The sequence below is a fragment of the Streptomyces malaysiensis subsp. samsunensis genome (assembly GCF_024519315.1).
Taxonomy (GTDB): domain Bacteria; phylum Actinomycetota; class Actinomycetes; order Streptomycetales; family Streptomycetaceae; genus Streptomyces; species Streptomyces malaysiensis.
The window spans coordinates 135,030-161,330 of record NZ_JANIIC010000015.1 but is presented as its reverse complement, the minus strand read 5'-3'; the positions used below and the strand labels follow the sequence as shown (position 1 = coordinate 161,330).

The following is a 26,301-nucleotide window of genomic DNA, read 5'->3' as shown; positions in this document are numbered from 1 at the left end:
TACTGGGGCAGCAGCCCCCGGCCCGCGCGGCCGCCGAAGCGCCGGCGGTTCCGCTGCCGTTGACCTGCAAGGGCACGGCCACGGTGGAACCCACCGACCCCGACCTGGTTCTGGAGCGCGACCGCAGTGGTGTCGCGGGCTACCGGGCCACCATTACCGGGAGCTGTCTGGGCTCCGCCGTGGTCTCCACGGTGCGGGTCACCCTGGAGGGCATGGCCGAGGGCACCTGCGCGGCGGCCACCGGCACCGGCACGGGCACCGCGGAGTGGCTCGGGCCGGGCGGTGAACGGATCGGCACCAGCAGCGGCGGCGGCAAGCTCCGCTTCACCAACGACGCCGATGGCAACGTCACCTTCAGGGCCGAGAACGTACAGATCACCAGGGGCCTCTTCGCGGGCTCCGTGGGCGTCGAAATCGCCGTGGACAACCGCGGTGTGGGCCGGGACTGCTGGACACAGGGCAGGCTGGCCGGTGGTTCCGGCAGCGGTTCAGCGCGGCTGACGTTCGGCTGACGGCTCGGCGGGGGCCGGAAGCCGCGCCGCGTGTTCCGGGGCGGCCTCCGGCCGCACGCCCTTGCCCGTGTGCGAGTTCCCGGAGAAGCGGGGCCACCACCAGTTCGCGGCGCCGAGCAGCCGCATGACGGCGGGCACCAGAACCGCCCGTACGAGCACCGCGTCGATCAGCACGGCCAGGAAGACCCCGACGCAGATCTCCTTGACCATCACCACACCGCTGGTCGCGAAGCAGGCCGTCACCACCAGAACGGCCGCCGCGGCGGCGCTGATCACCCGTCCCGAGCGCTGGATCCCCACCGCCACCGCCTCCCGGTCGTCCCCGAGCAGGCGGTACTGCTCACGGATGCGCAGCAGCAGGAACAGCTCGTAGTCCATGGACACCGCGATGAGCAGGAACAGCATGACGATGGGTGCCAGCGCGTCCACATAGCCCGTCGGCTCGGCGCCGAGCAGCCTGCCGGCGTGTCCGTCCTGGAAGATCCAGGTGAGGGCGCCGAAGGAGGCGCCGATGGACAGGGCGTTCATCACCAGCGCCTTGAGGGGCAGCACGAGCGAGCGCAGGGCGACGGTGAGCAGTACCAGGCTCGTGACGACCATGAAGGCCAGCACCCGGGGCAGCAGCCGGTAGAAGGTGTCCATGGTGTCCACCGCGAGGGCGGAGGCGCCGCCCACCAGCACCCCGCTGCCACCGGGCACGGGCAGCGCGCGCACGGCTCGTACCAGCGACTTGGCGGAGTCGCTCTCCACCCGGTGGCTCTGGCCGACGTAGATGACGGCCTTGTTCCCGGTCGTCCCGGCCACCAGCACGCCCCGGGCGCCGGGCAGTTCGGAGACGTTCCGGGTCCACGTCAGCAGGTCGGCGTGGCCGCGGCCGCGGTCCACGGGGTGGTCGAAGGTGGCGATGGCCTGCAAGGTGCCGAGGCCGGAGACGGCGAAGTCGTGTTCCATGCGCTCGGCCGCCACCCGGGCCGGCGCCCCGGCGGGCAGCATCCGCTGGTCGGGGAAGCCGATGACGGTGTGCAGGAACGGCACCGCGAGGGCGATCAGCAGCGCGGAGACGGCGCAGGTGTAGGCGATGGGCTTCCGCATCACCGCACGGGCCACCCGGCCCCACAGCACACCGTCGCGCTGGCCGTCCCGGCGCCGCAGCCAGGCCGGTGAGAGCGCGTCCACGCGCTCGCCCAGACAGAACAGCAGCGCGGGCAGCACCGTCACCGTCACAAGGGCGCCCACCAGCAGCCCGGCCGCCGCGCCGATCCCCAGCGCGCGGACGAAGCCGAGCGGGAAGAAGGCGAGGCCCACGGCGATGAAGGTCATGACGACGCCGGACAGGGCCACCGTCCGCCCGGCGGTGTCGACGGTGACGGCGACGGCCTCCGCGGGGGTTCGTCCCGCTCGCAGCTCCTCCCGGAATCTGCTGACGATGAGCAGACCGGCGTCGACGCCCGCGGCGAGCCCGATGGCCACCACCAGGTTGACGGTCACATACGGGACCTCGATGACATCGGCCACGGCGCGCAGCGCGGCGAGGGCCGCGGCCGTCGCCAGGACTCCGGTGACCACCGGCAGCAGCGCGGCGACGACGCCCCGGAAGACGAACACCATCAGCAGCATCATCAGCGGCAGCACCATCAACTCGGTGCGCACCAGGTCGTGTTGGGACCGCTGGACGATCTCGGAGATGATCGCGCCGGGCCCGGTCCAGGAGACCTCGAACCCCGGCGCGCGCAGGGCGTCCCGCAGCGCCAGATAGCTCTGGGTGCGGCCGGTCTCGCCGTCGCCGCGCAGCAGGACGGGCACCACGGTCGAGTGCTGGTCGAGGGAGGCCAGCAGCGGATTGGCCGTGGACCAAGCCGTCGTCGCCCGGTCCACGGTGCCCTTGGGCGCCCGGCGCAGCGCCTCCTCCACCGCTTCCCGGAAGGCGGGCCGATCGGCGGTCAGCCCCTCGTTGCGGAAGGTGACCAGGACATCGGCGCCGCCCTGCCCGACCTCGGCCCTGATCGCGTCCGCCGCCCGGCTCGCCTCCGCGGCGGGTGCCATGAAGCCGCCGTAGCTGAGCCGTCCGGGCAGCCCGGCACACGCCCAGCAGGACACCACCAGCACCAGTGCCGCGCCCGCGAGCACCCAGACCCTGCGCGCGACGTCGAAACGCCCCAGCCGGACGAACATGCCACCCCCTCCCCTGGGTCACCGCGCGGCGCCCGAAGGGGACGGCCGCGCAGGACACCCAACGAACGACCCTCCTCCAGGTCACATCGGTGTGTGGAGAAGCCCCGCAATGACCCGCTATCAGGGGTGGCGACCGGACTTTCCGGTGCACCTGTACACAACGGAAACCGTCGTTTACTGGACCGTTTTCACAAAGGGGTTCTTCTCAGGGCCTCTCACCGCAATGGCCTTTGACTTCCCAAAAGCCGAAGGGGGCGACGGAATGTCAATCCAAAGCAGTCACTTGACCCTCACCACCGCCTTGAAACGGCCTTCCGCCGAGATTTTGGCGACATTTGGCGTCCCGGTACTGTCCTCTTACGAGGGGGCTGTTTTACGTTCCCCTCTCCCGTTACCACCAGGAACACTTGCAGGGGAACCGTGCTCACTCAGGACACAACTTCGGAAGGCGCCTCAAGCGCACCGGATGCACAAGCGCCACCGACCGGCGAGCGCCCGCCCGCGCCCGCCCGGTCCAAGCGCGCCGCCATTCTCGGCTGGACCGTCACGCTCAGCCTCACCGTCGTCGCGCCGATCATCACGTACAACGCACTGCGCGACCACGGCTTCAGCGAATTCGCCGCACTGCTGATCAGCAGCGTCTGGCTGGTGATCGACAGTGCCGTGCACATCGCCTGGCGCCGCCGCCTCGATGAACTCGCCATCGTCACGCTGGTGTTCGTCGTGATCACGGCCGTGGTGTCGACCGTCGGCGCGCATTCGGCCCGCGCTCTGCTGATCAAGGACTCGGCCGTCACCGGGCTGTTCGGCCTGTTGTGCCTGGCGACGCTGCTGACGCCGCGCCCACTGATCTTCTACTTGGGTCGCAAGTTCTCCACCGACGGCACCGAGCGGAGCACCGCCTGGTGGAACGGCCTGTGGCAGGTCGACGGCTTCCGCAAGGCAATGATCACGATGACGACCGTGTGGGGCGTGGTCTACTGCATGGAGTCCGCGGTGCGGATCGTGCTGTCCTACACGCTGAGAACCGACACCATGGTCGTGCTGAGCCCCGTCCTCATCTACGCCGTGCTGAGCTCCATGGGCGTATGGACGGCCTGGTACGGCAAGCGGTCGCGCCGCAGGAGCCAGGCACGCGCCGCCGCTGCCGCCGCGGCGGCGGCCGAGACGACTGCGGCCGAGGCGTCGACCGAGACACCGGAAGCCGGGGCACCGGCTGCGGAGACGGTCAAGACGGCCGAGACCAAGGCACCGGCGGCCGAGACCACTAAGACCGAGACCAAGACCGAGGCCGAGGTCTGACCGGCCACCGGCGCACGCTCGTCGTGGCGGCCACATCCTCGGCGTCGGGCAACGCGCGGAGCAGCAGCCGTGGCGGCACGGTGCCGGCCGCCTGACCAGCGGGCCGGACGCGGTGAATTCCGGCGTCCGGCACCGGCGTTGATATGGGAAGCTGTGCGACAGTCGAACGCGGACGGGGGCCGTGGCGGCCGTCGAGAGGAGCACAGCGTGGCGGAGAACGGCTTCCGTGCCGAGGAGATCGATACCAGCAGGCCACACCCCGCGCGGATCTACGACTACCTGCTGGGCGGCAAGAACAACTACGAGGTGGACCGCGAGGCCGCCGACCGGCTCGCCACCGCGGCACCCGAGGTGTGGAGCGGCGTACGGGCCAACCGCGACTTTCTGCGGCGCGCCGTGCGGTATGTGGTCGGCAGCGGCGTCCGGCAGCTTCTCGACATCGGCACCGGACTGCCCAGTTCGCCCAATGTGCATGAGATCGCCCGGGAGTTGGCGCCGGACACGCGCGTCGCGTACGTCGACAACGACCCGATCGTCAACACCTACGCCAATGTGCTGCTGCGCGGCTCCGCCTCGACCAGCATCGCGCTCGCCGATCTGCGCGACCCGCGGGCCATCGTGGACCACCCCGAGGTCCGCCGGGTCATCGACTTCGGCGAGCCGGTCGCGGTGCTCCTCGTCGCCATCGTGCACTTCCTCACCGAGGCGGAGGAGCCCGAGCGGGTCCTCGCCACGCTGCGCGACGCGCTCCCGGACGGGAGCTTCCTGGTGCTCTCCCACGCCACGGACGACTTCGCCGACCGCAGCGCGGCCCAGGCCGTGTACGACGATGCCACCGCCGCTCTGACCCTGCGGTCGCGCGCCCGGATCGAGCGCTTCTTCGACGGCTTCACCCTGGTCGAGCCCGGTCTGGCCGAGGTCCCGTTCTGGCGCCCGGACGCCCCGCCGCCGACCGGACCCGGGGAGATCGGCTACTACGGCGGCGTGGCCCGCAAGACCGGCTGAGCGGACGTCAGCCGTTTCCTGAGAGCAGCGGCGTCAGCCGTTTCCCGGGCAGCGGTGTCCGCCGCCGGTGCCCACCCCGGAGAGCACGGCACGCGCGACGTCCGCCGGGAAATCCGGGCCGAGTCCGGAGTGGCCGAAGAGGGCCCGGAAGACGACCGGGGCGGCGAACAGGTCCAGCACGAGGTCGACATCGAGGTCCGGGCGCAGATCGCCGCGTGCGACGCCCTTCCGCAGCGACGCCTCACACGCTTCCCGGCGCGGTGCCCAGACCGCGGTGAGGAAGGTTTCCCGCAGCTCCGGATCGTCCGCGAGGTCGGCCACGAGCGCCGGGAGCACATGGCCGAGGACCGGGTCGTCCATGGCGACGCGGAGCGCTTCGAGATGCCCGACGATGTCGCAGTGCGTGCATCCGGTGTCCATCTCCACCACACCGGCCCGGTCCCGCGCCATGGCCTCGACGACCAGGTGTTTCTGGCTCTTCCAGCGCCGGCGGATGGCGGGTTTGGTGGTGTCCGCCCGCTGCGCGATGGCCTCCATGGTCAGGGCCGGATAACCAATCTCCCGTACGAGTTCGCGCACCGCGGCCAGCACGGCGTGGTCGATCCGCTCGTCCCGCCGGCGTGCCATCGGACTCTCCTGGAAACACGAAACCCTGTCGTCCGGCCACCCTATCGGGGGTTCAGGACGACCTTGCCGAACGGTTTGCCGCTCTCCACCAGCCGAAGCGCGGCCTCGGCCTCGGTGAGCGGGAAGCTCCGGTCGAGCACGGGCGAGAGCCGGCCCTCCTCCAGCATGGCGAGGACCCTCGCCCACGAGGTCCGGAGGTCTTCGGGGGCCACCGAGTTCAGGCTGAACGCGATCAGCGTCGGCGATGTGTGGAAGCGGCTCAGCAGCGGTTCGAACGACTCCGGTCCTGGAGCTCCACCGGCGGCACCGCAGAGGACATAACGCCCGTTGGGCCGCAGGAGTTCGAGGTACTTCCCCATATCGGGGCCGGCGACGGTGTCCACGATGACGTCATAGGTCTCGTCGGGAAGGGCGGACCCGGTCCGGTCGACGACCCGTGCGGCACCCAGCGCTCGCAGCCGTTCACCGCGGGCCGCGGACGAGGTGACGACGGTGACCTCGCCGCCGCGGGCGGCGGCGATCTGCGTGGCGAGCACGCCGATCCCGCCACCGGCGCCGCGGATCAGCACACGTTCTCCGGGGGCCGCTCCCGCCCGGTCGAGCACGCCCTCGGCGACCAGCGCGTTCACACCCAGCGCCACCACATCGGCCGCGTCGATGCCCGGCGGAGCCGGAAGGACCCGGTCGGCGTCGGCGACGGCCTTCTCGGCGTAGCCGCCGAAGGGCGGCAGGGCGAGCACCCGGTGCCCGTCCGTCGCCTCGGGCGCGTCCGGCCCGGCCGAGGTCACACGGCCCACGACCTCCAGGCCAGGCACCGAACCCGCACCGGGAAAGTACGGGTACTCGCCCCGCCGGGCCATCACGTCCACATAGCCGACGCCGATCGCGTCGATGTCGACGAGCACCTGGTCCGGCCCGGGAGCGGGCTCCGGTGCGTCGACCACGTCGAGCTCCCCGGACGCCCTGACGACCACGGCTTTCATGACTGCTTCCTCCATCATAACGTTCCGATCCGGGTCGGAACGTTATGATGGAATCCGTCGAGCGTCAACAGCGCGAGGATGCCGCGTACCGTTCGCGTCAGGAGGGGCAGGCGCCCTGGGAGCCGTTCCGGTAGGTGCGGTAGAGGCCCGGTGCGCCGCTGTCGCCGGAGCGGGTGCCCGGCGGGTACTCGACCACGGGCACGGGCTTGCAGACGGCCCACTGGTCGTTCTTGCCCGGACCCTCGAAGCCGTAGGTCCCTCCGGCACCGACCAGGCAGGAGCTGCACGCGTCACCGGCGATGCTCGGGATGATGAGGGTGTTGTAGACGTCGTCGTTGGTCGGGATGCTCACTGCCTCCGGCGCCTTCCTACCGCCCTCGTTGATCTCGGCGAAGGTGCGGTCCACCGCGCCCGCGAGCAGCGCGAAGGCGTCGTGGTACATCACGGCGTAGCCGTCGTCGAGCGGCTTGCTGCCCAGCTCGTACTGTTTCTGGATCTCCTCGAAGCGGTCGAGGAAGCGGCCGAGCGCCTTCTTGGGCTTGCTCTTCCCCGCCCACCAGGCGGGGTCCACGGCGGACGCGTCGACGATCGTGGCCCGTGCCTCGTCCAGCCATCTGGTGGGCGCGTCCGCGGTGAGGGTGGGCTCCAGGCCGATGCCGACCTTCAGGATGCGCAGCGCCGTGGTGCGCCCGCAGCCGCCCTCCTGCGCCAGGCGCTCCATGAACGCGGGCAGGTCCTGGTCGCGGCCGGCGAAGAAGACGGTGTCGGACTTCTCGTTGCAGATCTTCTGCACGGCGTCGGTGAACCGCTGGGGTATGCCCTTGTCCGTTCCGGAGGTGCCGGTGAAGTTGGAGTTGTGGTTGGTCAGGTCGTACGCGTCGCCGAAGTGGCGCTCGAAGACGGCGCGCAGATTCTGGGAGTAGACGTCCTCGTTGCGGTTGTCCCAGACCAGGAAGCCTCTGTGCCGGGCCGGCTTCTTCTCCAGGTAGAGCCCCAGGGCGCGGGCGAACTGGTCGTTGTTCGGCGAGGTCTTGAAGAAGTACGGGGAGTTCATATTGGCCGCGGTGATGACCGGGCCGACGGTGGGGATGCTGTGCTTGCTGAGCGCGGCGATCGCCTTCCGGGTCTCCGGTGTGCTGCTGGGGATGCCGGTCACGCCGACCAGCGGTGCCCGGGTGTCCTTGGTCAGCTCGGCGAGGCGGGTGACGACGGGCTCCCATTGGTCGAGGTTCCGGCCGTCGGGGGCGAGCAGCAGCTGGTAGTGGGGGCCTCCGAAGCGGTTGGCCTGCCGTTGGGCGGCCAGGGCACCGGCGAGTCCGCGGCGGATCATGTCCTTCGTCATGGCGCTGTGGTCGTCGGCGGTGAACGGCATCATCAGCGCGATGCGCACATACGGGATCTTGGGGCCGCTCGGCGGGTCCTCCCAGTCCTGGCGCACCCGGGCGTTCTCGTCCGCCACCGCCCCGATGAGACCTTCGATGCCCGGGTCCGCCTCGAAGGCTTCCGCGGTGACGCCCACGCAGTCCCCGCCGATGTCCCGCAGATCGTCACCGCACCTGCCGGGGCCCCGCGCCATGGTGACGGCGACGGTGATCGCGACGGCGACCAGGGCGCCGAGCCCGAAGACGGCCAGCCATTCGAGCGGCCCCCACTCACGGGGGTGACGGCGGAACAGACGGGGCAGCATGCTTCCTCACTGACCGGAGATAGGGAAGGGGCGCTTCTTCCGTGCCGCCGCGGGCCAGCTGCGGGCGGCCTGCCCCAGGACGGCGTGCCAGGAAGGATGGCGCGGTGAGAGGTAGGCCAGCTCTTCGCCGACCGCCTTGCACATGTCGGGGTCCGGCTCGGCGTGCGGCTCGGACACATGCCACAGGGCGTGCAGCAGCCGGTTGACGCAGCGCTCGATCTCATGCAGCTCGGCGTACCGGCCGTCGTGCGCGCCGAGCGCGATCTGCATCCGTTCATCGGTCCAGTCCCCGGCCGGCGGGGTGGGCGCGGTGGCGGCGTACTGAAGGCACAGCAGCCAGTGCGCGGCGGCCTGGGCGTCCTTCTCCGACTGGAACTCCTCCGCCAGCATGGCCACCACCGTCTCGGCGTTTCCGGCGGCGAGGGTGTGCCGCAGGGCGTCGGCCTCGCCGCTCTCCCCGCGCTGGGCGTGGTGCATCCGCAGGAAGCGGTGGATGTCCTGCCAGCCGCGGCCGTCCTCGGCCCGCGACGAGGTGCGGCGCGCCTCGTGTACGAGCAGTGTCCGCAGCAGCGCGTCGGTGACCAACGGCTGGTCGGGCGGGGTGAGTTGCTGCCACTGCTGCTCTTCGAGGTAGTCGGTGGCGGAGTTGGCGGGCAGCTGGTCCGGGCCCTGGAGGCGCAGATGCTCGGCCAGCGCCTCCGCCGCGGTGCTGTCGCGGGCGAGCGAGAGCAGGGTCAGCCGGTCACGCTGGCGCCGGTCGGGGAGCAGCCGCTCCAGGAGGGCCTCGGTGACGGGGCGGCCGTCCTTCGCGGTCAGTTCGAGGAGGTCGCGCGGGCTCACGCTGCGGCCCCGCTTGGTGGCGTCCAGGACCGCCGCGCACAGGACGGTGGTCACCGCGGGGTGGCCGCCGGTCAGGGAGTGCACGGCGGAGGCCAGATAGGGGTGGAGCGGCCGGGCGGGCCAGTCCGGCACCAGCAGGGGCAGGATGTCGTCCCGGCTGAGCGGGGTGAGCGGTACGGCGAGCAGCCCGGCGGACGGGGCCAGGCCCCTGCGCTGCCAGCCGGAGGACTTCACCAGGTCGGGCAGGTCGCGGCGGACGGCGTCCGACGCGTTCTCGGGTAAGCCGCCGAGGCGGGTGGCCACGACGACGAGCTCCTCGCGGTCGGGGCGTTCGGGCAGCGCGCGGTGTTCGAGGAGCAGATCGAGGAAGTCCTGGCCCGGCGGGCAGTGCGCGTCGTCGATCAGGATCAGCGGCCAGGGTTCGCGGTTCCAGCGCTGGAGCCTGCCGTAGGAGGAGGCGACATCGTGGAGGAAGGCGGCCATCAGGGTCTGCTCGGCCGCGTGCCGGTAGTCGCCGCCCCGCTGGAACCACTCCCCGAGCAGCACCAGCGGATCCTGGCCGTCCGCGCCCCGCGGAAAGCGCCCCCGGTACCACTCCTGGGCCGCGGCGGGCGGATACCGGTCGGCGTACTCCGCCACCACGGCGGCGGTGACCGCGTCCCGGCGCCATTCCGCGTCGGCCTCCGCGTCGACGGTCTCCAGGCGGCCTTCGACGGCGGTGGCCCAGGCGTGTCGCAGCGCGTTCTCGTCGCCGCCGGCGAGGCGGCAGGCGAGCAGCAGCCGGGCGAACCGGAGACATGCCGCGTCCCGCTGCTCGCCGTTGCCATGGTGCCAGCCGGAGACGGCGAACAGACCGGGCACCAGAACGGGGAAGCGGCGGCGCAGATCGGGGGCGAGCCCGCACACCAGCTCCGCGAGGATCTCGACCAGGGTCGAGGCGGTGGGGGCGCCGCCGTCGGCCGGGGCGCGCGGGAAGGCGGCGGATTCGCTCGCCACGGCCCGGACATGGGCCAGCGGCAGCCGGTCCCGGTAGCGCGCGGCCAGTTCTTCGAGGACGGCGCTGCGGCCCATGCCGTGGTATCCCGTCACCAGCACCACAGGCAGGTCTCCCTGGTGCTCCCGGCCCGTCCGCGACCGCTCGTCGTAGGCCAGACCGGTCAGCCGGGGCACGAGCGAGCGCAGCAGCGGATCCCGGCCATAGAGCGGTGACCCTTCCGATACGCGCATTCGCCGTGTCCCGCCTCAGTCGTCCTCTGCTGCCCGGCAGCCGCGACCTCGGAGACGGGCGGCACCGCTCCCCCGAGACATCAGCCGCTGACATCCGTACCAACTACGCCTACGATCCTGAACTTACCCGTTGGGTAAACATCCCACCAGGTAAACGCCGCACCATATGCGGTAGTGCCCGTCAGGGGTGCGGGTATATGTCGAGTTCGACGCTGTCGGGGAGCGAGTCCGCGCCGCGGATCTCGCCGGGGTAGACCAGCCGCACCCGGCGCAGCCGGCGCAGTCCGGCGAGGGAGGCGAGGTCGAGCTCCGCCACCTGCGACAGATGGATCTCCTCGAGCCCCGGAAGGCGCCGGGCGATCCGCCGCAGCGGAACCGCGACACCGGCCCTGGCCCACACATCCAGATGGGTGACCTGGGGGATCTCGGTGCGCGGGGCGAACAGCAGCAGGCTCAGCTGCTGCGGGGAGAGCGTCAGCTTGCGCAGATTCGGCAACTCCGCGATGAGGGAGCCCCATTCGTCCGGTGTCAGGCGCTCGCTGGCGTCCTGGAGACGCAGCTCCTGAAGCTCCCGGCACTCCACGATCCCGGCGAGCTGCGCCGCCGACGACGGCAGCGACAGCAGCCGCAGCTCGGCGGGGCGGGGCAGGTCGGACAGACCGCGCCAGGGCACCTCGGGACCGACGAGGAGCCCGTCAAGACGCGGGCATTCCGCCAGCTTCAGCAACGGCTCGAACTGGGGCAGGTCCCGCAGCTCCAGCCTCCGCAGACAGGGCAGCCGGGTCAGCGGCGCGGGGTCCTTCACATTCCGGCAGCCCTGGAGGGCGAGCGTCTCGAGCTCGGGGTAGGCGGAGAGCAGATCGAGGTCCTCCAGCTGGAGGGAGTTGCGCAGCCGCAGCTCGCGCAGCCGGCTCGGGTCGAGCGAGGCGCGGATCTCCTCCGGGCCGAAGTCGCCGTGCAGGCCCACGCGTTGATAGCCGGACATGGTGCGCAGGGCCTCCAGCTCCGCGGGGGAGCGCACCGTGACGATCTCCTCGGGCGCGGTTTCGAGGAGCGGCCGCACGATCTCCTCGGCGTACACCTTGGTGTCGAACCGGTCCCAGTGGGCGAGGAGCTGGGCGCGCACCGCGGGCTGGCCGGTGCCCAGGAACTCCCGGAGCCTGGGGATGGCGGCGTCCCCGCCGATCTGGCAGATCGCGTGGACGGTGGCCAGCTCCTCGTCGCCCTCCAGGTCCTTCGCGTCGGGCAGCAGGCCGATGAGCAGCGGGCCGGTCTGCGCCAGTGACCTGGCCTCGCGCAGACTGCGCGGCGGAAGCAGCGCGGCGGCCCGGTCCTCGATGGCCTCGCGGACCGTGGGCTCCAGACGGGTGGCCTGTTCGAGGGAGGCGAGCGCGAGGAGCCGTAACCGCGCCTGGACGGTCGCGTCCTGCTCCCGGTCGCCCCGCTCCCGCAAACGGGTCAGCAGGTCGGCACGCTCTTGGTGTCGAGCCTGTGCGACGGCCATCTGCACCACGTCCTCCCACTGGTCCAGGTGTGCGTTGTTCACCAGCATGCCCATATCACGCTCTTCCAGCACGGCCCTGGCGCCCAGGAAGTCCTGGAAGGTCCGGTGGATGAAGTTGACGGCGCCCGGGGCCGGTTCGCGCAGCAGTCCGGAGCGCTCCAGCAGATGCTGAAGCGCCTCCTCCGCCGTGCCGACTTCCGCGAGGCGCGGTACGGAGGGCTGGAGCCGCCGCACCACGTTCACCGCGTCCGGGCGGTCCAGCTGCGTCCGCTCGTTGCGGATCAGCCAGTAGGCGAGCCGCTGGAGCGGCTCGGTGGCCGACTTCTGGTCCAGTACGGGCCGGCGGCTGCGGCCGTAGACCTCGCGCTCCAGGTCGCGCCGCTCCAGGAGCATCGAGAGCGCCGCCTCGTACAGGGAGGCGCGGCCCTGGGGCAGGAAGCCGCGCCGCTCCCGGTGCAGGGCGCAGATCAGGCCGCACATCAGCGGGTTGGTCGCCAGCCGGCTCAGCTCGGGGCTGCTGCGCAGCGACTGGGTGAGCGACTCGCCGAGCTCCTGCGAGGCGCCAGCCGCGGTGTGCCAGCGCCGGATGAACTGCTTCATATCGGCCGGGCGCATCGCGGCGAGCGCGAACTCCTGGAAGCCCTCGCGGACCAGCCAGCCCCGCTCCAGGGCCGAGGGCCGGGAGGTGAGCAGCCACAGATTGCCGGGGAAGACGGCGAGCAGCTTCCTGAGCCAGGCCCGCACCCGGGCCCGGTCGTCCTTCGGGATCTCATCCGCCCCGTCGACCAGGAGCACCCCGCGCCCGTGCCGCAGCACCCGCGCGGCCCAGCCGTCGGGCTCGGTGCCCACCAGCGGGCAGCCGATCCAGCGCAGGAAGTCGTCGGGCATCGGCAGTTCGGAGTCCTTGCGCGCCAGGGTGCGCAGCGGCAGGACGAAGGGGACGCGCCCGAACAGCTGCGAAAGCCCGCCCGGCACCCGGTCCTGCTGTGCCGTGGAGAGGGCCAGCCACTGGACGAGGGTCGTCTTGCCGGTGCCGGCGAGCCCGCGCAGCAGGACGCGCTCATGGCTGGCGAAGACCGCCTCGGCCGGGACCGCGGCCCGCTCGGCCTCGGTGTCCCGGTCGGCGCCCGGCTCGCCGTTCACCACCGGCACCCGGTCGGTGCCGTCGCGGTACGGCCTGGCCTCCAGGCTCAGATACGCGGTCTCCAGCGGCCAGTCCTGGCCGTCCGGTTCGCGCAGGTCGACACCGTAGATCGTGAGCCTGCCGTGGCACTCGACGATATAGCGCGCGTACTCCTCCTCGAACTCGGTGTCCTGGCGGCTGATGTCCGGCAGCCGCCGCAGGATTCTGTCCAATTTCTCGCTCTGCTCCCGGATCTCGCGGCTCTGCTCGATCTGGGCTCGGGCCGCGAATCCGGGCCGCTGGCTGAAGAAGCGCATGAGGTGGACGCAGGCCGTCTCCAGGAGCCGGTCGTGGAAGCGGGCCGCGTCGTCGCTGAGGAGCCTGCGCGTATCGGGGCCGGCGCGCCGGGACAGCTCCGCGGCCAGCCGCTCGGGGCCGAGCGCGAAGGCGTGGACGTCGTCCATGTCGAGATCGCCGAGCGCGTGCAGGGTGCGGGTCAGCGCCTGCCCGACGGAGTCGTGCTCATCGGCGCCGATCGGCGGATCGTGCGGCCCGGCGGCCCGCACGGCGCGGCGGACCAGCTCGCGGGCGAGCTTGTGCAGATCGTCCTCGGTGAGGGTGCGGTGCTCCCTGGCGAAGGAGACGAGCCGGCGGATCGGAACGGGCCGGTCGCCGTACTCCGCCCCCGGGGCGCTCGCGGGCGGCACCAGCAGCCGTTTGACCACCGGCACGACCACCGCCGACGCGATCCGCAGACCCACCGTGCCGCCGTCCACAGCAGCCCCTCCCTCGCGGCGTCGGCGCGCGTCCTCCGCCGAGCCCCGTACAACCCCGCGATCCCCGCTCACCATAGCCGCGAAGACCCCTGTGAAGTCAGGGTTCAGGTCAGGGTCCGCGGGGCGCAAGTGCCGTCGTACCGCTACGGTTTGGCCCATGGATGTTTCCGGAACGAGCTCCGCCGATGAAAACGCCAGGCCGCGGGCGGTCATCAAGACCACCGCGCGCCAGCTGCTGGTGAAACGGGGGGCCGGAGGGCTGTCCCTGGATGCCGTCGCCTGTGACAGCGGTCTCGCCGTGAGCGAGGTGGAAGCCGTCTACCCGCACCGGGACGACCTGCTGACGGCGCTGCTCATCGACGCCTACGACGACTCCGCCGCCGCGATGGAGCAGGCCGATGAAGCCGCCCGGGAGGCCGGCGCGTCCGCGGGCGCGCGGCTCCTCGCGGCCACCCGCGCGCTGCGGCGCTGGTCCTTCGCCAACCCCGGCGAGTTCACGCTGGTCTACGGCTCGCCCGTGCCGGATTACCACGCCCCGCAGGACACCGTCCCGCCCGCCTCGCGCACCCCGGCGGTCCTGGCCGGCATCGTGCGTTCGGCGCTGGAGGCCGGTGAACTCGCCGCGCCCCGGCGGGAAGTGCCGGGGCCGCCGCTGCTCCTGCCGGAGGCCGTGCAGCTCTTCGGCGGCACGCCCGAGGCCCCGTACTCGGACCTCATCGAGCGCGGCATCGTGCTGTGGAGCAATCTGATCGGGCTGCTGGTCTTCCAGGTCTTCAGCCGTACCCATGACAGCGTCCGGGACGAGGCCGCCTTCTTCGACTACGCCATCGCGGTGGCGGCCGAAGGGATCGGACTCGAGGTTCCCTTGGGCGAGAACACCGACTGAACCGTCCGCCGCGTGCGCGGCACCTGTGGGGGAAAGGGCCGTGAACACCATCAAGACTCTCTGCTTCGTCATCGCGGCGCTCTCGTCGTACGCCGCCCTCGTCTACCGGCTGCTCCAAGTCGGACGCAGCTGGCGGGACAGCACCTACCGCACACTGCTGATCACTCTGCTGTTCCAGTGCCTCACCTTCACGATGGGCGCCGTCGCCATGGGGAGCGAGCGCTTCCTGGGCGTCGGCAACCTCGCGATCCTGGTGATGCACCTGTCGGCGGTCGCCTTCTGCGTCAGCGCGCAGATCATCCTGCTGCGCTGGGCGACCGGCTCCGAGGAGTCGGCGCGCGGCGCCCGCTACTGGCTGATCACCGGCATCGCGCTCAACGCGCTGCTCACCGCGCTGTTCTTCATCGCCGACGGCCCCGGCCGCCCGGCCGAGGACTTCAACACCGGCAGCGGCCGGCCGCTGATCCTCACCTACCTCCTGGTCTTCATGGTCTCCCAGGCGGTTCCGTGCGTCACCATCCTGCGCCAGTGCGTGCCCTACGCCCGGATGGCGAGCAAGACCTCGCTGCGGCAGGCCCTGCGGATGCTCTCCGTCGCGGCGGTGATCCTCTTCCTCTACTGCCTGGCGCGGGTGGTCAACATCCTCACGGCCGCGAGCGGGCTGGACATCGGCGCCTGGACCCTGGCCGCCTCGGTCTTCAGCGCGCTGGGCATCGCCACCCTCTCGCTCGCCCTGACCATCTCCTCCTGGGGGCCCTCGGCCACCAGGCTGCTGGAGTGGGCACACGGCTACCGGTCCTACCGGGCGCTGTATCCGCTGTGGCGGGATCTGTACGAGTCCTCGCCGGACATCGTCCTGGAGCCGCCCGGGGCCGCGGTCTCCGACCTCGACTACCGGCTGCACCGGCGGGTCATCGAAATTCGGGACGGATGGCGGGAGTTGCGCCCCTACATCGACCGCACCACGGGCGGCGAGGGCGACGGCGGGGCGGGCTTCCGGGGCGGCGAGGAGTCCCGGCAGGCGTTCGCCGAGGCCGCGCAGATCAAACAGGCCCTGCACGCCAAGCGCACCGGCACCATCCCCGACGACAACGCGGACACCGGCGACTTCGAGGACCGCGACACGGACAACTTCACCGCCGAGGTCGTCTGGCTCACCAAGGTGGCCGCCGCCTACCGGAAGCTCGACAACGCGCGCTGAGGCGGGATCCCGCCCGGTCTGCCCCCGTCAGGCCGAGCGGGATATCCCCCGTGGTTCCCCCGTGTCCCCCGTTTCTTCCTTCCGGGCCGCGCGGGTGTTCCCCGCCCGGCCCGGACCGGATCCGGCCCGGAAAGACCGGGGCCGGACCAGGTCGATATGACTGCCAGTCAACTCGACCACCCCCGTGAGCGGAGTTAGCTGGCAGCTATCGACGAGGTCCACGGTGGCGGAGTCCGGCCCGATTGTCAACTGACCGCTAATCTGCAAAACTGCCGAATAGCCGGGGGCAAAGCCGAGGAGGTGAGGGAGGGAGATTCGCATGTCCGAGACCGATGACCGGCCCGTGCTGGCAGTGCGTCTGGACGACCTCTTCAAGACGGTGCGTCCCAAGGGCAGGCACTGGACCAACGCCGAGGTCGCGGAGGAGCTGAAGCGGGCCAACCCCCAACTCAAGGTCGGGGGCGTGTATCTGTCGCAGCTGCGGACGGGCAAGCGTTCCAATCCCTCACCGGACCTGCTGGCCGCGCTGGCGCGCTTCTTCGGCGTGTCGGTCGCCTACTTCTTCGACGACCAGGTGGCCGAGTCGGTGCTCAGCGAGGTCGCCGCCATCGAGGCGCTCCGCCAGGCCGGGGTGCGCGCGGTGGCCATGCGGGCGGCCGGGATGAAGAAGGAGAACCTCGAGGCCATCACGACCATCATGGATCAGTACCGGCAGTTGCAGGGCCTCCCGCCCGTCGCCGACCCTTCGGACCCGGAATGAGGGGTGCGGCTGGGTGAGGGGCACAGGCAAGGGGCGGTCGGCCGACCACGACCGCCGCAGTCAGCTCAAGAGGCTCCGCAAGGCCGGGGCGCGGCGGATCGCCGACCTCGAACTGCCGGAGGTGGCCGATGTGGCGGAGCTGTGCCGCCATCTCGGCGAGGTCCGCGGCCGCCCCATCACGCTGGTCCCGATGCAGATGCCGGCCACGCACCCGTGCGGTATGTGGGTCGCCGCGCGCGACGAGGACCTCATCTTCTACGACGCCAACACGACCAGCGCGCATCAGGAGCACATCATCTTGCATGAGCTGGGCCACATCATCTGCTGCCATCGCGGGGCGGGTTGGCTGGACGAGGCGAGCGCCCGCCTCCTCTTCCCCAACCTCGACCCCGACCTCGTGCGTGACATGCTCCTGCGCGCGACCTACGACGATGTCCAGGAGCAGGAGGCGGAGATCATCGCCTATCTGCTCTCCCAACGGGTGGGCGGCACCGATGGGCGGCATGGCGCGCACCCGTCCGGGGGCACCGGGGAATCCGGCAAGGACGCCATGCTCAGCCGGATCGAACGCACCCTGATCTGACGTGGATCCGACGGTGCCTCATTCATCCCCCGGCGGCGGCCACCTCCTCGGCCAGGATCGACACGGTCCGCCGGATGTCGTCCTCGCGGTGCTCGCTGGTGATGAAGAACCGCAGCCTGGCGAGCCCCTCCTCCACCGCGGGATGGAAGATCGGATCGGCGATGACACCGCGGCCGAACAGCCGGTCCGCGACGCGCAGGGTCCTCGCCGAGTCGCCGAGGAGACACGGCACGATCGGTGTGTGGGCGCTGCTGCCCGTCGCCAGACCGGCCGAGGTGGCCAGGCCCAGGAAGAGCTCCGCGTTGCGCCGCAGGGCGCGCACCCGGTCCGGTTCCGCGACGATCAGCTCGGTGGCGGCGAGCGCCGCGGCCGCGTTGGCCGGGGTCAGTCCGACGCTGTAGACGAAGCCGGGCAGCGTATGGCGCAGCCACCGCACCATCCGGGCCGAGCCGCCGAGATAGCCGCCGCAGCTGGCGAACGTCTTGGACAGGGTGCCCATCCACAGATCGACATCGGTGCGGTCGACGCCGAAGAACTCGCCGACGCCACGGCCGCGTTCGCCCACCGTGCCGATGCTGTGCGCCTCGTCGACCATCAGCAGGGCGCCGTAGCGCCGCTTCAGCTCGATCACCGCCGGCAGGTCCACCAGATCGCCGTCCATGCTGTAGGCGCCCTCGACGACGATCAGCACCCGTCTGAACCGGGACCGGTTGCGCCGCAGCGTGGCCTCCAGCCCGTCGATGTCGTTGTGGGCGAACGGGCGCCGCGCCGCCCCGGACAGGGCGCAGCCCTGGAGGATGCTGTCGTGGGCGAGCGCGTCGTGCACCACGAGGTCCCGCGGGCCGACGAGATGCCCGATGGCGGTCACATTGGTGGCGTGGCCGCTCACCAGCGCCAGGCAGTCCGCCACGCCGAGGAAGTCGGCGAGCGCACGCTCCAGCCGTACGGTCGGCTCCCGTTCACCGGAGAGCATCCGGCTCGCGGAGACCGAGGTCCCGTACCGGTCCACCGCTTCATGCGCGGCCTCGTTGACCGCCGGATGGCCGGAGAGCCCCAGGTAGTTGTAGCTGCCGAAGGACAGATACGGCCGGCCGTCGACCACGGTGGTGTCGCGGATGGTGCCCTGGTGGACGCGGAAGTACGGGAAGTCCGCGCCACTGCCGGTGATCGAGGTCAGCAGCTCCTCGAACTGCCGCACCTCGGGGAAGTCGTCGGCGCACGCGGTCGCCGTGTCCCAGTCCGTCCGCGTCTCCCGCGGCGGCGGCTCACCGGGGGCGGGCTCCCGCTCCCTCGGGAGGTGCGGATCGACCAGCGCGACCAGCCGCTCCACGGTGAGGTCGGGCGAGAAGATCTCCTCGGTGCGGAATCCCGGTATTCGTTTGCCGATGTTGACCTCCAGTTCCTGGAGCATCAGGGAGTCGAAGCCGAGGTCGGTCACCAGTCGCATCCGCTCGGACAGGTCGGCGAGCGGGAAGACGCCGGTCCGGGACAGCTCTTCCAGCACGATGGACGCGGCGGGCGCCGCACCGGCCGGGGAGTCCACCGCCTCCGCCCGGCCCTCCCCCACCTCCGCGGGCGTGTGGGCCTTGTCCGCGGGAGCGCGCGCCGACTCGTCCACCACCCAGTGGTGGCGCGGGGCGAGCGGGCTCGGCGGCAGGGTGTGGGGCGGTACGCGCTCCATCACCGGCCGAAGCCCCGAGCCGGTGACCGCGCGCTCGGCGAGCTGGGCCAGCGCGGCCGAGCGGGCGTCGGCGGACAGCGAGCCCGGCGCGGGCACGGCGGCCTCCGGCGGCTCCCCGGGTGGCACCGTGCCGGCCATCTGGCCCGGCCCGAGCTCTCCGGTGCGGCCGTCCGCCACGGCCTCGGCGGCGGCGGTCAGCTTGGTGACGGCGTCGGCGGCGTCCTCGGCCACCAGGGCGAGGCGTTCGGCCAGGGGAGCCCGGCGGGCCAGGGTGTCCGCCACCCCGGCCAGCGGCGGCCGGTCGTCGGCGAGGGTGTGGGCCAGCTCCCGGGCGTAACGGGCCAGCCCGGCCCGGTCGCGGGCGCTGAGCACCAGCAGCTGCGGCCCCTCGTCCGGGGCCCGGCGGGCCGGCGCCGTGGCGCACTCCTCCACCACCATATGGACGCCGGTGCCGCCGAAGCCGAAGGCGCTCACCCCCGCCCGGCGCGGCTGCCCGGACTCCGGCCATCCGGTGGGCTTGGTCGGGATGGTCAGCCGCGCGGCGTCGAGCCCGGAGCGGTCGGCCAGGTCGAACTCCGGCTGCGGCGGTATCACTCCCCGGTGCACGGCCAGCACGGACTTGACGAGTCCGGCTATCCCGGCGGAGTTGAGCGCATGCCCGACCACCGCCTTCACCGCGCCGAGGAAGGCGGGGGCGCCCCGCTCGCCCCGCAGTTCCCGCAACACACCGACCTCGACCGGATCGCCGACCGTGGTCCCGGTGCCGTGCGCCTCGAGGTAGCCCACCGAGTCCGGGGGCAGGTCCGCGTCGCGGTAGGCCCGGCGCAACGCCCTGAGCTGACCGGCCGCCTGGGGGTGCATCCCGCCCCGCACGGTCCCGTCGTTGGCCGTGCCCACACCCCGGATCACCGCGTAGACCCGGTCGCCGGCGGCCAGCGCGTCGGTCAGGGGCCGCAGCGCCAGCACCCCGGCGCCCTCCCCCAGCACGAAGCCGTCGGCCTCCGCGCCGAACGGCAGGCATCTGCCGCTGCGCGAGATGGCGCCGATCCGGCACAGCCCCACCAGCAGGTCCGGGGCGAGTATCAGCTGGGCGCCGCCCGCGAGCGCGATCCGGCACCGGCCCGCGCGGAGCGCGAACACCGCGTTGGCCACGGCCATGAGTCCACCGGAGCACGCCGAGTCCAGCGCATAGCTCTCGCCGTGCAGATCGAAGACCGAACTGACCGTGCTGGGGCCCATGTTGAGCAGCAGCCCGGCCACGGAGGAGCCGTGCAGCCCGTCCACCGCGCGGACCGTCTCCGGCCACCGGGGGTCGGTGGCCCGCGCCCCGAACTCGCCGCCGGTCAGCTGGCGCATCCGGATCCGCATGGTGCTGAGCTCGCGATAGCCGCTCTCGGTGAGCGCCGTGATCACCGAGGTCTCCTCGCGGTCGAAGCCCTCGGCCTCCCATCCGGCGTCCTGGATCGCCTCACGGGCGAGGTCGATCAGCAGCCGGGCCTGCGGATCCATCGATCGGGCCCGCCGTGGCGGGATGCCGTAGTGCGGGGCGTCGAAGTGGCCCACGTCCGGCAGCAGCGCCATGGTGTCCGTATAGGTCGAGGATGTGTCGCGTAAGTTGTCGCTGACGAAGGTGGCGGTGCGCCATCTCGAGTCCGGGATGGGGGCGAACTGCGCCCGTGGATCGGTGAGGAGCCGCCAGTACTGGTTGACGTTCCTGGCCCCCGGGAACCGGCAGGCCATTCCTACGATCGCGACGTCATCGCGCCGCGTTCCAGCTGAACCCACTGTGGAATCCCTCGCTGTCTCGGATGTCACCCGGTGGTGGCCAGTCGCTCGCGCCACCACTCCACCGTCGCCTTGACCTGCTCCTCGACGGGGGTGGCGCGCACCGCGAACGCGGCTTCGTAGGCGCTGGAGTCGATGACGAAGGGGCGGTCGAACTGGTAGCGGACCTCCTTGAGTTCACGCAGCAGCGGGGAGACCAGCGACGCCAGATTCAGTACGGCCGACGGCAGTTGGCGCACCGCCACCGGCCCGGTCCCCGCCTTTGTGGCCAGCCGGTCCACCATCTCCCGGGTGGACAGCGCGGGCGCCGTCGGCATGTGCCACGCCCGCCCCCAGGCCCGTTCCTCGCCCGCGACCTCGGCCAACGCCGCGGCCACATCGGGGATATAGCTCCAGCTGTGCGGGGTGTCCGGGTCCCCGAGCGAGGAGACCGGCTTGCCGCGCAGCACTCGGGGCATGGCCCGTGCGGCCAGATGCCCGCCGTCGGTCACCCCGGGCCCGAAGAAGTCCGAAGCCCGCACCTCGACGGCCTTGATACGGCCCTGCTCATGGAGTTGCCGCGCCTGCTCCCATACGGCGGCGCGCACCCGCCCCTTGGTGCCGGTCGCCGCGAGCGGCAGCTCCTCGGTCATGGGGCCGTCCACCGGGCCGTAGGCGTAGAGATTGCCCAGCATGACCAGGACGGCCCCGGTGGCCTCGGCGGTCGCGCAGAGCGATGCGGCCAGCGGTGGCCAATGAGCCGCCCAGCGGTGGTAGGGCGGTGCGGCACAGCTGTGGATGGCGGCCGCGCCCTGCGCGGCCTCGGAAAGTCGCTTGCTGTCCGTCGCGTCCAGCGCGACATGTTCGATGCCCGGTTCCGGGCTTCGGCTCGATGTGGTGATGACCCGTACCGAATGGCCCTTTTCGGCCAGCAGCCTGGCGGTGGCGGCTCCGGCGGGCCCGAATCCTATGACGACATGTAGGCTCACGCGCCGCACACTAGCGCGAGTGTCTGTCAGTCTCGCGAACGTTTTCCCGGCGTGGGCGCGCCGTGATCGGGGCCCGGGGTCGTGGGCCGTTGTGAAGCCGTTCCGCCCCCGGCGGAACGGGCACCGTTCACCTGTCCGCCGCCACCCAGCACGCTCCATCCGGCGCCAGGACACCCACATGCCCTCTACCGCCCGCACCAGCGGGAGCGTGCCGACATGACGGCGGCCCCGGTCACGGGGGCCGCTCGCTTTGGTGGCCGGTGCTGTGTGTGTCAGGTGGCGGGGAACTCCCCGCCCTTGACGGCGGCGACGAACGACGACCAGGCGCACGGCTCGAAGACGAGCACCGGGCCGCGCGGGTCCTTGCTGTCGCGGACGGGGACCTCGCCGCGCGAGGCAACGAGGTTTGCGGCGACCTCGATGCACTGGCCGCCGTTGCCGCTGTATGAGGACTTGTACCAACGGGGGGATTCGGTCGTCACGGGGTGCCCTTTCGTAACTGCTCGATCATGGCCACGGATGCCGCTTGAGAGAGGGCTTCGGCCTGTAGCTGATGGTAGGCCGTCAGGAAGGGCAGTGCGAACGTGCTTTCTCGTTCCAGGTGCCCCCGGTGGGCAGACTCGGCGTATGACATGAGCGAGCGATCGGGCATCGTCAGCACCGTAATGGGCAGGCTGAATGGCCGACGTGCCCCCATGCGGAACGGGGCGATTTGAAGCACGGTATTCGGACGCGCGGCGAACTCCAGCAGCCGGGCGAACTGAGCGTCCATGATCGCGCGATCACCCATCGGCCGGAGGACGCACCCCTCATCAAGCACCGCGAGGATCAAGGGTGCTGGGGTACGGGCAAGTGCGGCTTGCCGCTGCGTCACCAACTGGACTCGCTCACTGGCTTGTTCGGGGGTGATCGCTTCCCGACGTACGACGTCCGCCTCCAGCGCCGCCGCATACTCCGGTGTCTGGAGCAGGCCGGGGATGACTCCGACCTCATAGAGCCTGATCTCCGCCGCGCGTGCCTCATGCGTCACATACTCCGGGAACCCTTCCAACAGGGCCGTATGCCGAAGGGCGCGGCTCTGGCGTTCGAGTCTGTCCCCGGTGCCGAAGACCCGGTCAGCACGTGCCGCGAAACGCGGAGTTGGAGGGCGGCGACCAGTTTCGATAGCAGAGATATGCGTCGCGGACCATTCCATGCGCTCCGCCAGCTCGTCCTGAGTCCAGCCGCGCTCGTCGCGCAACATGCGTAGACGGTACCCAAACGCCGCGTGCCCGTCCCGTCCCCCGGGTGCGCCCTGTGCGCCACCCCCGGCGACTTCGGACCCCACAACCCCACCGAGCCGCATTCGGGCCTGTGCCCCGCGTGCGTCACGGCCGGAAAGCCCACCCGCGACGGCCTTGAACAGGCGGTCGTCATCGTCGCCGGACAGAGCCTGGCCGCCGCCGAGGCCCTGAGCCTCGCCGAGGCCGCGCCGGAGGAACTGGCCTATCACCTCGGCGCGGTGAAGCGGAGCCTGCGCTGTCTGCTCCAGCTCCTCGCGCCGGTCACGGTGGAGGAGAACGCTGATGGCTGACAGCCGACCGGAGCCGGACAAACGGCCGAAGATGACGATGCGCGTCTACACCATGGCGCACAACGGGATCGTCACCACCCGCCGCGCGATCGTGGCCGTCCTCGCCGGGGAGAAGAGCGACGCCTATTCACTGGGGCAGGCATGGCCGCCGTGCCAGTGCCCTCGCCACCGCGACCACAACAACCCCGACTGCTTCAAGCGGTCCTGAAGACCACCGTCCGCCCCTGCCCCCCGACTCTCGTGGCGGGGCGAGGGTGAATGGCTCGGGGTGGACTGAGGCAGGGCGGGGGCGTCAGCCGACAGCGCGGGGCGGCCGGGGGCGGGCTCACCGGGGGCGGGCCGCGGCGCCGACCGTGTGCATATGGCCCAGCCCCTGCCGGTAGGAGTCGAGCAGTCCGGTCTCGGCGTACGGGATCCCGAGGCCGCGGCAGTGCTCCCGGACCAGCGGCTGGACCAGCCTGAGGTGGGGCCGGGGCAGGTTGGGGAAGAGGTGGTGCTCGATCTGGTAGTTCAGCCCGCCGAGCAGCCAGTCCGTGACCGGCCCGCCCCGGACGTTCCGCGAGGTCAGGACCTGCCGGCGCAGATGGCCCCAGCGCTCACCGGCCGGGTCGGGCATCTCCATGCCCTTGTGGTTGGGCGCGAAGGCCATGCCCAGGTGGAGTCCGAAGAACGCCTGGTGGAGCAGGGCGAACGCGATGGCCTTGCCCACCGGAAGACAGGTGAGCAACAGGGTCGCGTATCCGGCGATGTGCAGCGCCAGCAGCACGCCCTCGACGGCCCGCTCGCGCGGCGACTGCCGCCACAGGTCCCGGACGCTGTTCACCTTCAGGGCGATGCCTTCGAGCAGCAGCATCGGGAAGAACAGCAGGGCCTGGTGGCGGGTGACCCAGCGGGCGAACCCCTGGCGCACCGCGGCCTGTTCGGCCGTCCACACGAGTGCGCCGACGCCGACGTCCGGGTCCTTCTCGATGTGGTTGGGGTTGGCGTGGTGCCGGTTGTGCTTGTCGTTCCACCACGCGTAGCTCATGCCCAGCAGCAGATTGCCGTGGAGGAGTCCGATGGCGCGGTTCACCCGGCGGCCGACGGCGATCTGGGCGTGTCCGGCGTCGTGGCCGATGTAGGCGGTGCGGGCGGACAGGATCGCGAGCGGCAGGGCGAGCGGCAGCGTCCACCAGGTGTCCCCGGCGAGGACGAGTCCGGTCACCACCAAGGCCAGGGCGAGGAGGTTCCCGGCGATCATCCGCGTGTACCAGCCCTTGCGGCGCTCCAGCAGCCCCCGTTCCTTGACCTTCCGCAGCAGGGGGGCGAACTCGCTCCCCGGTGCCGCGCGGCCGCCACCGGGAGCGGTGGACACGGACGGCGCGACGGTGACGGACGGCGCGATGGCCTGAGGCATGGAGGACTCCGGTCCTGGATTGGTCAGTAACACTCTGAGCTGCTTAAACGTACGGACCGAAGACCATGCGGCACCATGGCGTCAGCACCCTGAGGATACGGGGGACAGCCCCCGGAACCCGGAGGGGGGTTAGCAACACCCCCGCCCGGGTGGCCCGACCGTGGCCGGTGGCCGGCTCAGCCCCGGCGCAGGCTCGCCAGGAAGCGCCAGAGCGCGGAGCGGAGCCGTTCCGGTTCGGCGGGGGCGGGTGCCACGGGCTCGGGCGCCGGGCCGGGCGCCGCCGCCTCGGCGGCCGGAGCCGCCACCGGGACCTGGCGCGTCCGCATGCGGTACCGGACCGGGAAGGACTTCAGGCCGCGTACATGTGTGGATGAGCGCCAGGGCAACTGGTCGACGGGAAGACCGAGTTCAAGGTCGCACCGTTCGAACAGCTTGCCCACCGCGGTGGTGACGATCATGTCGGCGAGCCCCCGGCCCGGGCACTGATGCGGCCCCGCGCCCCAGGCCAGATGGGCGCGCGAACTCACCGACGCCTCCTGGCTGCCGGGGGTCGCGAACATCGGGTCGCCGTGCGCGGCGGCGATCGAGGGCACGACCGCATCGCCCGCGGCGAGCCGGAAGTCCCCCAGGTCGGTGTCGGCGGCGGGGAAGCGGAAGGTGAGGTTGACCCACGGTGGCGAGGCGATGTGCACGCGGTTGACCAGCTCCTCGACGGGCCCCGCCATCAGACCGTCCCGCGTCCCGGCCTCCCCGGCCAGCACCTCCAGCACGCTGTTGGTGATGGCGTGGCTGACCAGCTCCGACATGATGACGATGATCGCGTACAGCTCCAGGCCGATCTGCTCCACCGTCAGCGGGGGCTCGACCGCGAGCAGCCGGGTGGTCAGGTCGTCGCCGGGGTTCTGCCGCTTGTACGCGGCCAGTTCGGTCGTCGCGGCCACCAGCCGGCCCACGGCCGCGGCGGCATCGGGGCCGCCGTCCACCATCCGCCAGGAGTCCATGAAGACGTCGTCGCCCTGTTCGACGGGGAAGCCGAACAGCCGGTTGACGGCCATCAACGGCAGCGCCCGCGCGAACTGCGCGCCCAGGTCCGCCCATCCGCCGTCGCCGCCGTCCGCGAAGAAGGCGATCAGTTCGTCGGCGTGGCGGGAGACGGCGTTCGCCAGCTCCCAGGACTGGGGCGCGTCGGCGTCCTGGAAGGGGGCGAGCGCCTCCTCGACGGCGGCGCGGGTCGCCTTGTGCCGCTGGTCGTCCTGGACCAGCAGATGGCTGACCTGATAGCCGGGCAGATGCGGCCAGTCGGCGGGCACCCGGCCCTCGCGCAGCCACCGCCAGTGCTGGACGTCCTTCTTCCATACGCTCTCGTCGCGCAGCACCTCCCTCACCTCGCCGAAGCCGAGCACCAGCCAGACCGGGACCCCGTGCAGATCGACCGGCGCCACCGGTCCGTACCGGGCCCGCAGCCGTGCGTAGACGGTGGCGGGCCTGGTCTCGAAGTCCCGTGTCATCAGCGGCTCGACGGCCAGGGCCGCCAATTCGGACGGCTCGGATGGAGGGAATTGCATGTTCGATGTCCTCAAGTCGACAGCTGGGCCGTTCCGGCCGGGCCATGAGGTCCGTGTGGGGAAGCCACACGGAAACGGACGCGCGGCACGGAGGGGAGAAGCGGCCCGCTACGGCGCAGGCCAGACTAGCGGCCGACCACACGGC

General features: G+C 71.6%; 21 protein-coding genes. 9 read left to right on the top strand and 12 right to left on the bottom strand.

Annotated elements, in window-relative coordinates; genetic code table 11:
* Positions 1-512, top strand: a 512-nt coding sequence (locus tag NQU54_RS15700) for a hypothetical protein (RefSeq protein ID WP_257631597.1), incomplete at its 5' end; no start/stop codon positions are given.
* On the opposite strand, the gene NQU54_RS15695 is transcribed toward NQU54_RS15700, so the two are convergent.
* Positions 489-2,684, bottom strand: coding sequence for an MMPL family transporter (locus tag NQU54_RS15695; protein WP_257631596.1), 2,196 nt, complete (start codon positions 2,682-2,684; stop codon positions 489-491). The two genes, NQU54_RS15700 and NQU54_RS15695, sit on opposite strands and share 24 nt — an antisense overlap.
* Before the next feature lie 420 nt (positions 2,685-3,104).
* Between NQU54_RS15695 and NQU54_RS15690 the strand changes: the two genes are divergently transcribed.
* Entirely contained in the window at positions 3,105-3,986 is an 882-nt protein-coding gene (locus tag NQU54_RS15690) for a VC0807 family protein (RefSeq protein ID WP_257631595.1), read from the top strand.
* Between the two features lie 207 nt (positions 3,987-4,193).
* Complete coding sequence (locus NQU54_RS15685; protein WP_257631594.1) at positions 4,194-4,991, top strand: SAM-dependent methyltransferase; 798 nt, start codon at positions 4,194-4,196, stop codon at positions 4,989-4,991.
* 33 nt (positions 4,992-5,024) lie between these two features.
* On the opposite strand, the gene NQU54_RS15680 is transcribed toward NQU54_RS15685, so the two are convergent.
* The 5 genes from NQU54_RS15680 to NQU54_RS15660 all read right to left on the bottom strand — a co-directional run bounded on the left by NQU54_RS15680 (position 5,025) and on the right by NQU54_RS15660 (position 13,758).
* Entirely contained in the window at positions 5,025-5,618 is a 594-nt protein-coding gene (locus tag NQU54_RS15680; RefSeq protein WP_257631593.1) for a TetR/AcrR family transcriptional regulator, read from the bottom strand.
* A 41-nt stretch (positions 5,619-5,659) separates the two neighbouring features.
* Positions 5,660-6,601: a quinone oxidoreductase family protein gene (locus NQU54_RS15675; RefSeq protein ID WP_257631592.1), complete on the bottom strand. Its 942-nt coding sequence runs from the start codon at positions 6,599-6,601 to the stop codon at positions 5,660-5,662.
* Between the two features lie 97 nt (positions 6,602-6,698).
* Positions 6,699-8,288, bottom strand: coding sequence for an ABC transporter substrate-binding protein (locus NQU54_RS15670; protein WP_257631591.1), 1,590 nt, complete (start codon positions 8,286-8,288; stop codon positions 6,699-6,701).
* A gap of 6 nt (positions 8,289-8,294) precedes the next feature.
* The gene (locus NQU54_RS15665; RefSeq protein ID WP_257631590.1) at positions 8,295-10,355 is read right to left on the bottom strand and encodes a P-loop NTPase family protein; all 2,061 of its coding nucleotides are present in this window, start codon (positions 10,353-10,355) and stop codon (positions 8,295-8,297) included.
* Positions 10,356-10,536: 181 nt separating this feature from the next.
* Complete coding sequence (locus tag NQU54_RS15660) at positions 10,537-13,758, bottom strand: NACHT domain-containing protein (RefSeq protein WP_257631589.1); 3,222 nt, start codon at positions 13,756-13,758, stop codon at positions 10,537-10,539.
* Between the two features lie 157 nt (positions 13,759-13,915).
* Here NQU54_RS15660 and NQU54_RS15655 point away from each other — a divergent pair, with 157 nt between their 5' ends.
* From NQU54_RS15655 to NQU54_RS15640, 4 genes are all read left to right on the top strand, one after another.
* Positions 13,916-14,644, top strand: coding sequence for a TetR-like C-terminal domain-containing protein (locus tag NQU54_RS15655; protein WP_257631588.1), 729 nt, complete (start codon positions 13,916-13,918; stop codon positions 14,642-14,644).
* Positions 14,645-14,684: 40 nt separating this feature from the next.
* Positions 14,685-15,845, top strand: coding sequence for an MAB_1171c family putative transporter (locus NQU54_RS15650; RefSeq protein WP_257631587.1), 1,161 nt, complete (start codon positions 14,685-14,687; stop codon positions 15,843-15,845).
* A gap of 319 nt (positions 15,846-16,164) precedes the next feature.
* Positions 16,165-16,605, top strand: coding sequence for a helix-turn-helix domain-containing protein (locus tag NQU54_RS15645; protein WP_257631586.1), 441 nt, complete (start codon positions 16,165-16,167; stop codon positions 16,603-16,605).
* A 13-nt stretch (positions 16,606-16,618) separates the two neighbouring features.
* Complete coding sequence (locus tag NQU54_RS15640; protein WP_069867448.1) at positions 16,619-17,188, top strand: toxin; 570 nt, start codon at positions 16,619-16,621, stop codon at positions 17,186-17,188.
* Between the two features lie 22 nt (positions 17,189-17,210).
* On the opposite strand, the gene NQU54_RS15635 is transcribed toward NQU54_RS15640, so the two are convergent.
* The 4 genes from NQU54_RS15635 to NQU54_RS15620 all read right to left on the bottom strand — a co-directional run bounded on the left by NQU54_RS15635 (position 17,211) and on the right by NQU54_RS15620 (position 22,949).
* Positions 17,211-20,609: an aminotransferase class I/II-fold pyridoxal phosphate-dependent enzyme gene (locus tag NQU54_RS15635; protein WP_257631585.1), complete on the bottom strand. Its 3,399-nt coding sequence runs from the start codon at positions 20,607-20,609 to the stop codon at positions 17,211-17,213.
* A 71-nt stretch (positions 20,610-20,680) separates the two neighbouring features.
* Positions 20,681-21,622: an NAD-dependent epimerase/dehydratase family protein gene (locus tag NQU54_RS15630; protein WP_257631584.1), complete on the bottom strand. Its 942-nt coding sequence runs from the start codon at positions 21,620-21,622 to the stop codon at positions 20,681-20,683.
* 272 nt (positions 21,623-21,894) lie between these two features.
* Complete coding sequence (locus NQU54_RS15625; RefSeq protein ID WP_257631583.1) at positions 21,895-22,104, bottom strand: DUF397 domain-containing protein; 210 nt, start codon at positions 22,102-22,104, stop codon at positions 21,895-21,897.
* Positions 22,101-22,949, bottom strand: a complete 849-nt coding sequence (locus tag NQU54_RS15620; RefSeq protein ID WP_257631582.1) for a helix-turn-helix domain-containing protein — start codon at positions 22,947-22,949, stop codon at positions 22,101-22,103. The genes NQU54_RS15625 and NQU54_RS15620 overlap by 4 nt, the downstream gene beginning before the upstream one ends.
* On the opposite strand from NQU54_RS15620, the gene NQU54_RS15615 reads away from it, so the two are divergent.
* Both NQU54_RS15615 and NQU54_RS15610 read left to right on the top strand, forming a co-directional pair.
* Positions 22,890-23,195 carry a hypothetical protein gene (locus tag NQU54_RS15615; RefSeq protein ID WP_257631581.1) on the top strand — a complete coding sequence of 102 codons (306 nt, stop codon included), beginning with the start codon at positions 22,890-22,892 and terminating at the stop codon, positions 23,193-23,195. The genes NQU54_RS15620 and NQU54_RS15615 overlap by 60 nt on opposite strands.
* The gene (locus tag NQU54_RS15610; RefSeq protein WP_257631580.1) at positions 23,188-23,403 is read left to right on the top strand and encodes a hypothetical protein; all 216 of its coding nucleotides are present in this window, start codon (positions 23,188-23,190) and stop codon (positions 23,401-23,403) included. The genes NQU54_RS15615 and NQU54_RS15610 overlap by 8 nt, the downstream gene beginning before the upstream one ends.
* A 117-nt stretch (positions 23,404-23,520) precedes the next feature.
* Here the strand turns inward: NQU54_RS15610 and NQU54_RS15605 are convergent, their stop codons facing one another.
* Together NQU54_RS15605 and NQU54_RS15600 are read right to left on the bottom strand one after the other, a co-directional pair.
* Positions 23,521-24,591: a fatty acid desaturase family protein gene (locus NQU54_RS15605; protein ID WP_257631579.1), complete on the bottom strand. Its 1,071-nt coding sequence runs from the start codon at positions 24,589-24,591 to the stop codon at positions 23,521-23,523.
* Between the two features lie 176 nt (positions 24,592-24,767).
* The gene (locus NQU54_RS15600; RefSeq protein ID WP_257631578.1) at positions 24,768-26,156 is read right to left on the bottom strand and encodes a cytochrome P450; all 1,389 of its coding nucleotides are present in this window, start codon (positions 26,154-26,156) and stop codon (positions 24,768-24,770) included.
* Positions 26,157-26,301 lie beyond the last annotated feature (145 nt).

Excerpts from the sequence above, each read along its gene's own strand:
- NQU54_RS15695 (WP_257631596.1), bottom strand. The coding sequence starts at position 2,684 with ATGTTCGTCCGGCTGGGGCGTTTCGACGTCGCGCGCAGGGTCTGGGTG.
- NQU54_RS15670 (WP_257631591.1), bottom strand. The coding sequence starts at position 8,288 with ATGCTGCCCCGTCTGTTCCGCCGTCACCCCCGTGAGTGGGGGCCGCTC.
- NQU54_RS15645 (WP_257631586.1), top strand. The coding sequence starts at position 16,165 with ATGTCCGAGACCGATGACCGGCCCGTGCTGGCAGTGCGTCTGGACGAC.
- NQU54_RS15600 (WP_257631578.1), bottom strand. The coding sequence starts at position 26,156 with ATGCAATTCCCTCCATCCGAGCCGTCCGAATTGGCGGCCCTGGCCGTC.
- NQU54_RS15675 (WP_257631592.1), bottom strand. The coding sequence starts at position 6,601 with ATGAAAGCCGTGGTCGTCAGGGCGTCCGGGGAGCTCGACGTGGTCGAC.
- NQU54_RS15680 (WP_257631593.1), bottom strand. The coding sequence starts at position 5,618 with ATGGCACGCCGGCGGGACGAGCGGATCGACCACGCCGTGCTGGCCGCG.
- NQU54_RS15610 (WP_257631580.1), top strand. The coding sequence starts at position 23,188 with ATGGCTGACAGCCGACCGGAGCCGGACAAACGGCCGAAGATGACGATG.
- NQU54_RS15605 (WP_257631579.1), bottom strand. The coding sequence starts at position 24,591 with ATGCCTCAGGCCATCGCGCCGTCCGTCACCGTCGCGCCGTCCGTGTCC.
- NQU54_RS15665 (WP_257631590.1), bottom strand. The coding sequence starts at position 10,355 with ATGCGCGTATCGGAAGGGTCACCGCTCTATGGCCGGGATCCGCTGCTG.
- NQU54_RS15655 (WP_257631588.1), top strand. The coding sequence starts at position 13,916 with ATGGATGTTTCCGGAACGAGCTCCGCCGATGAAAACGCCAGGCCGCGG.
- NQU54_RS15635 (WP_257631585.1), bottom strand. The coding sequence starts at position 20,609 with ATGGCCTGCCGGTTCCCGGGGGCCAGGAACGTCAACCAGTACTGGCGG.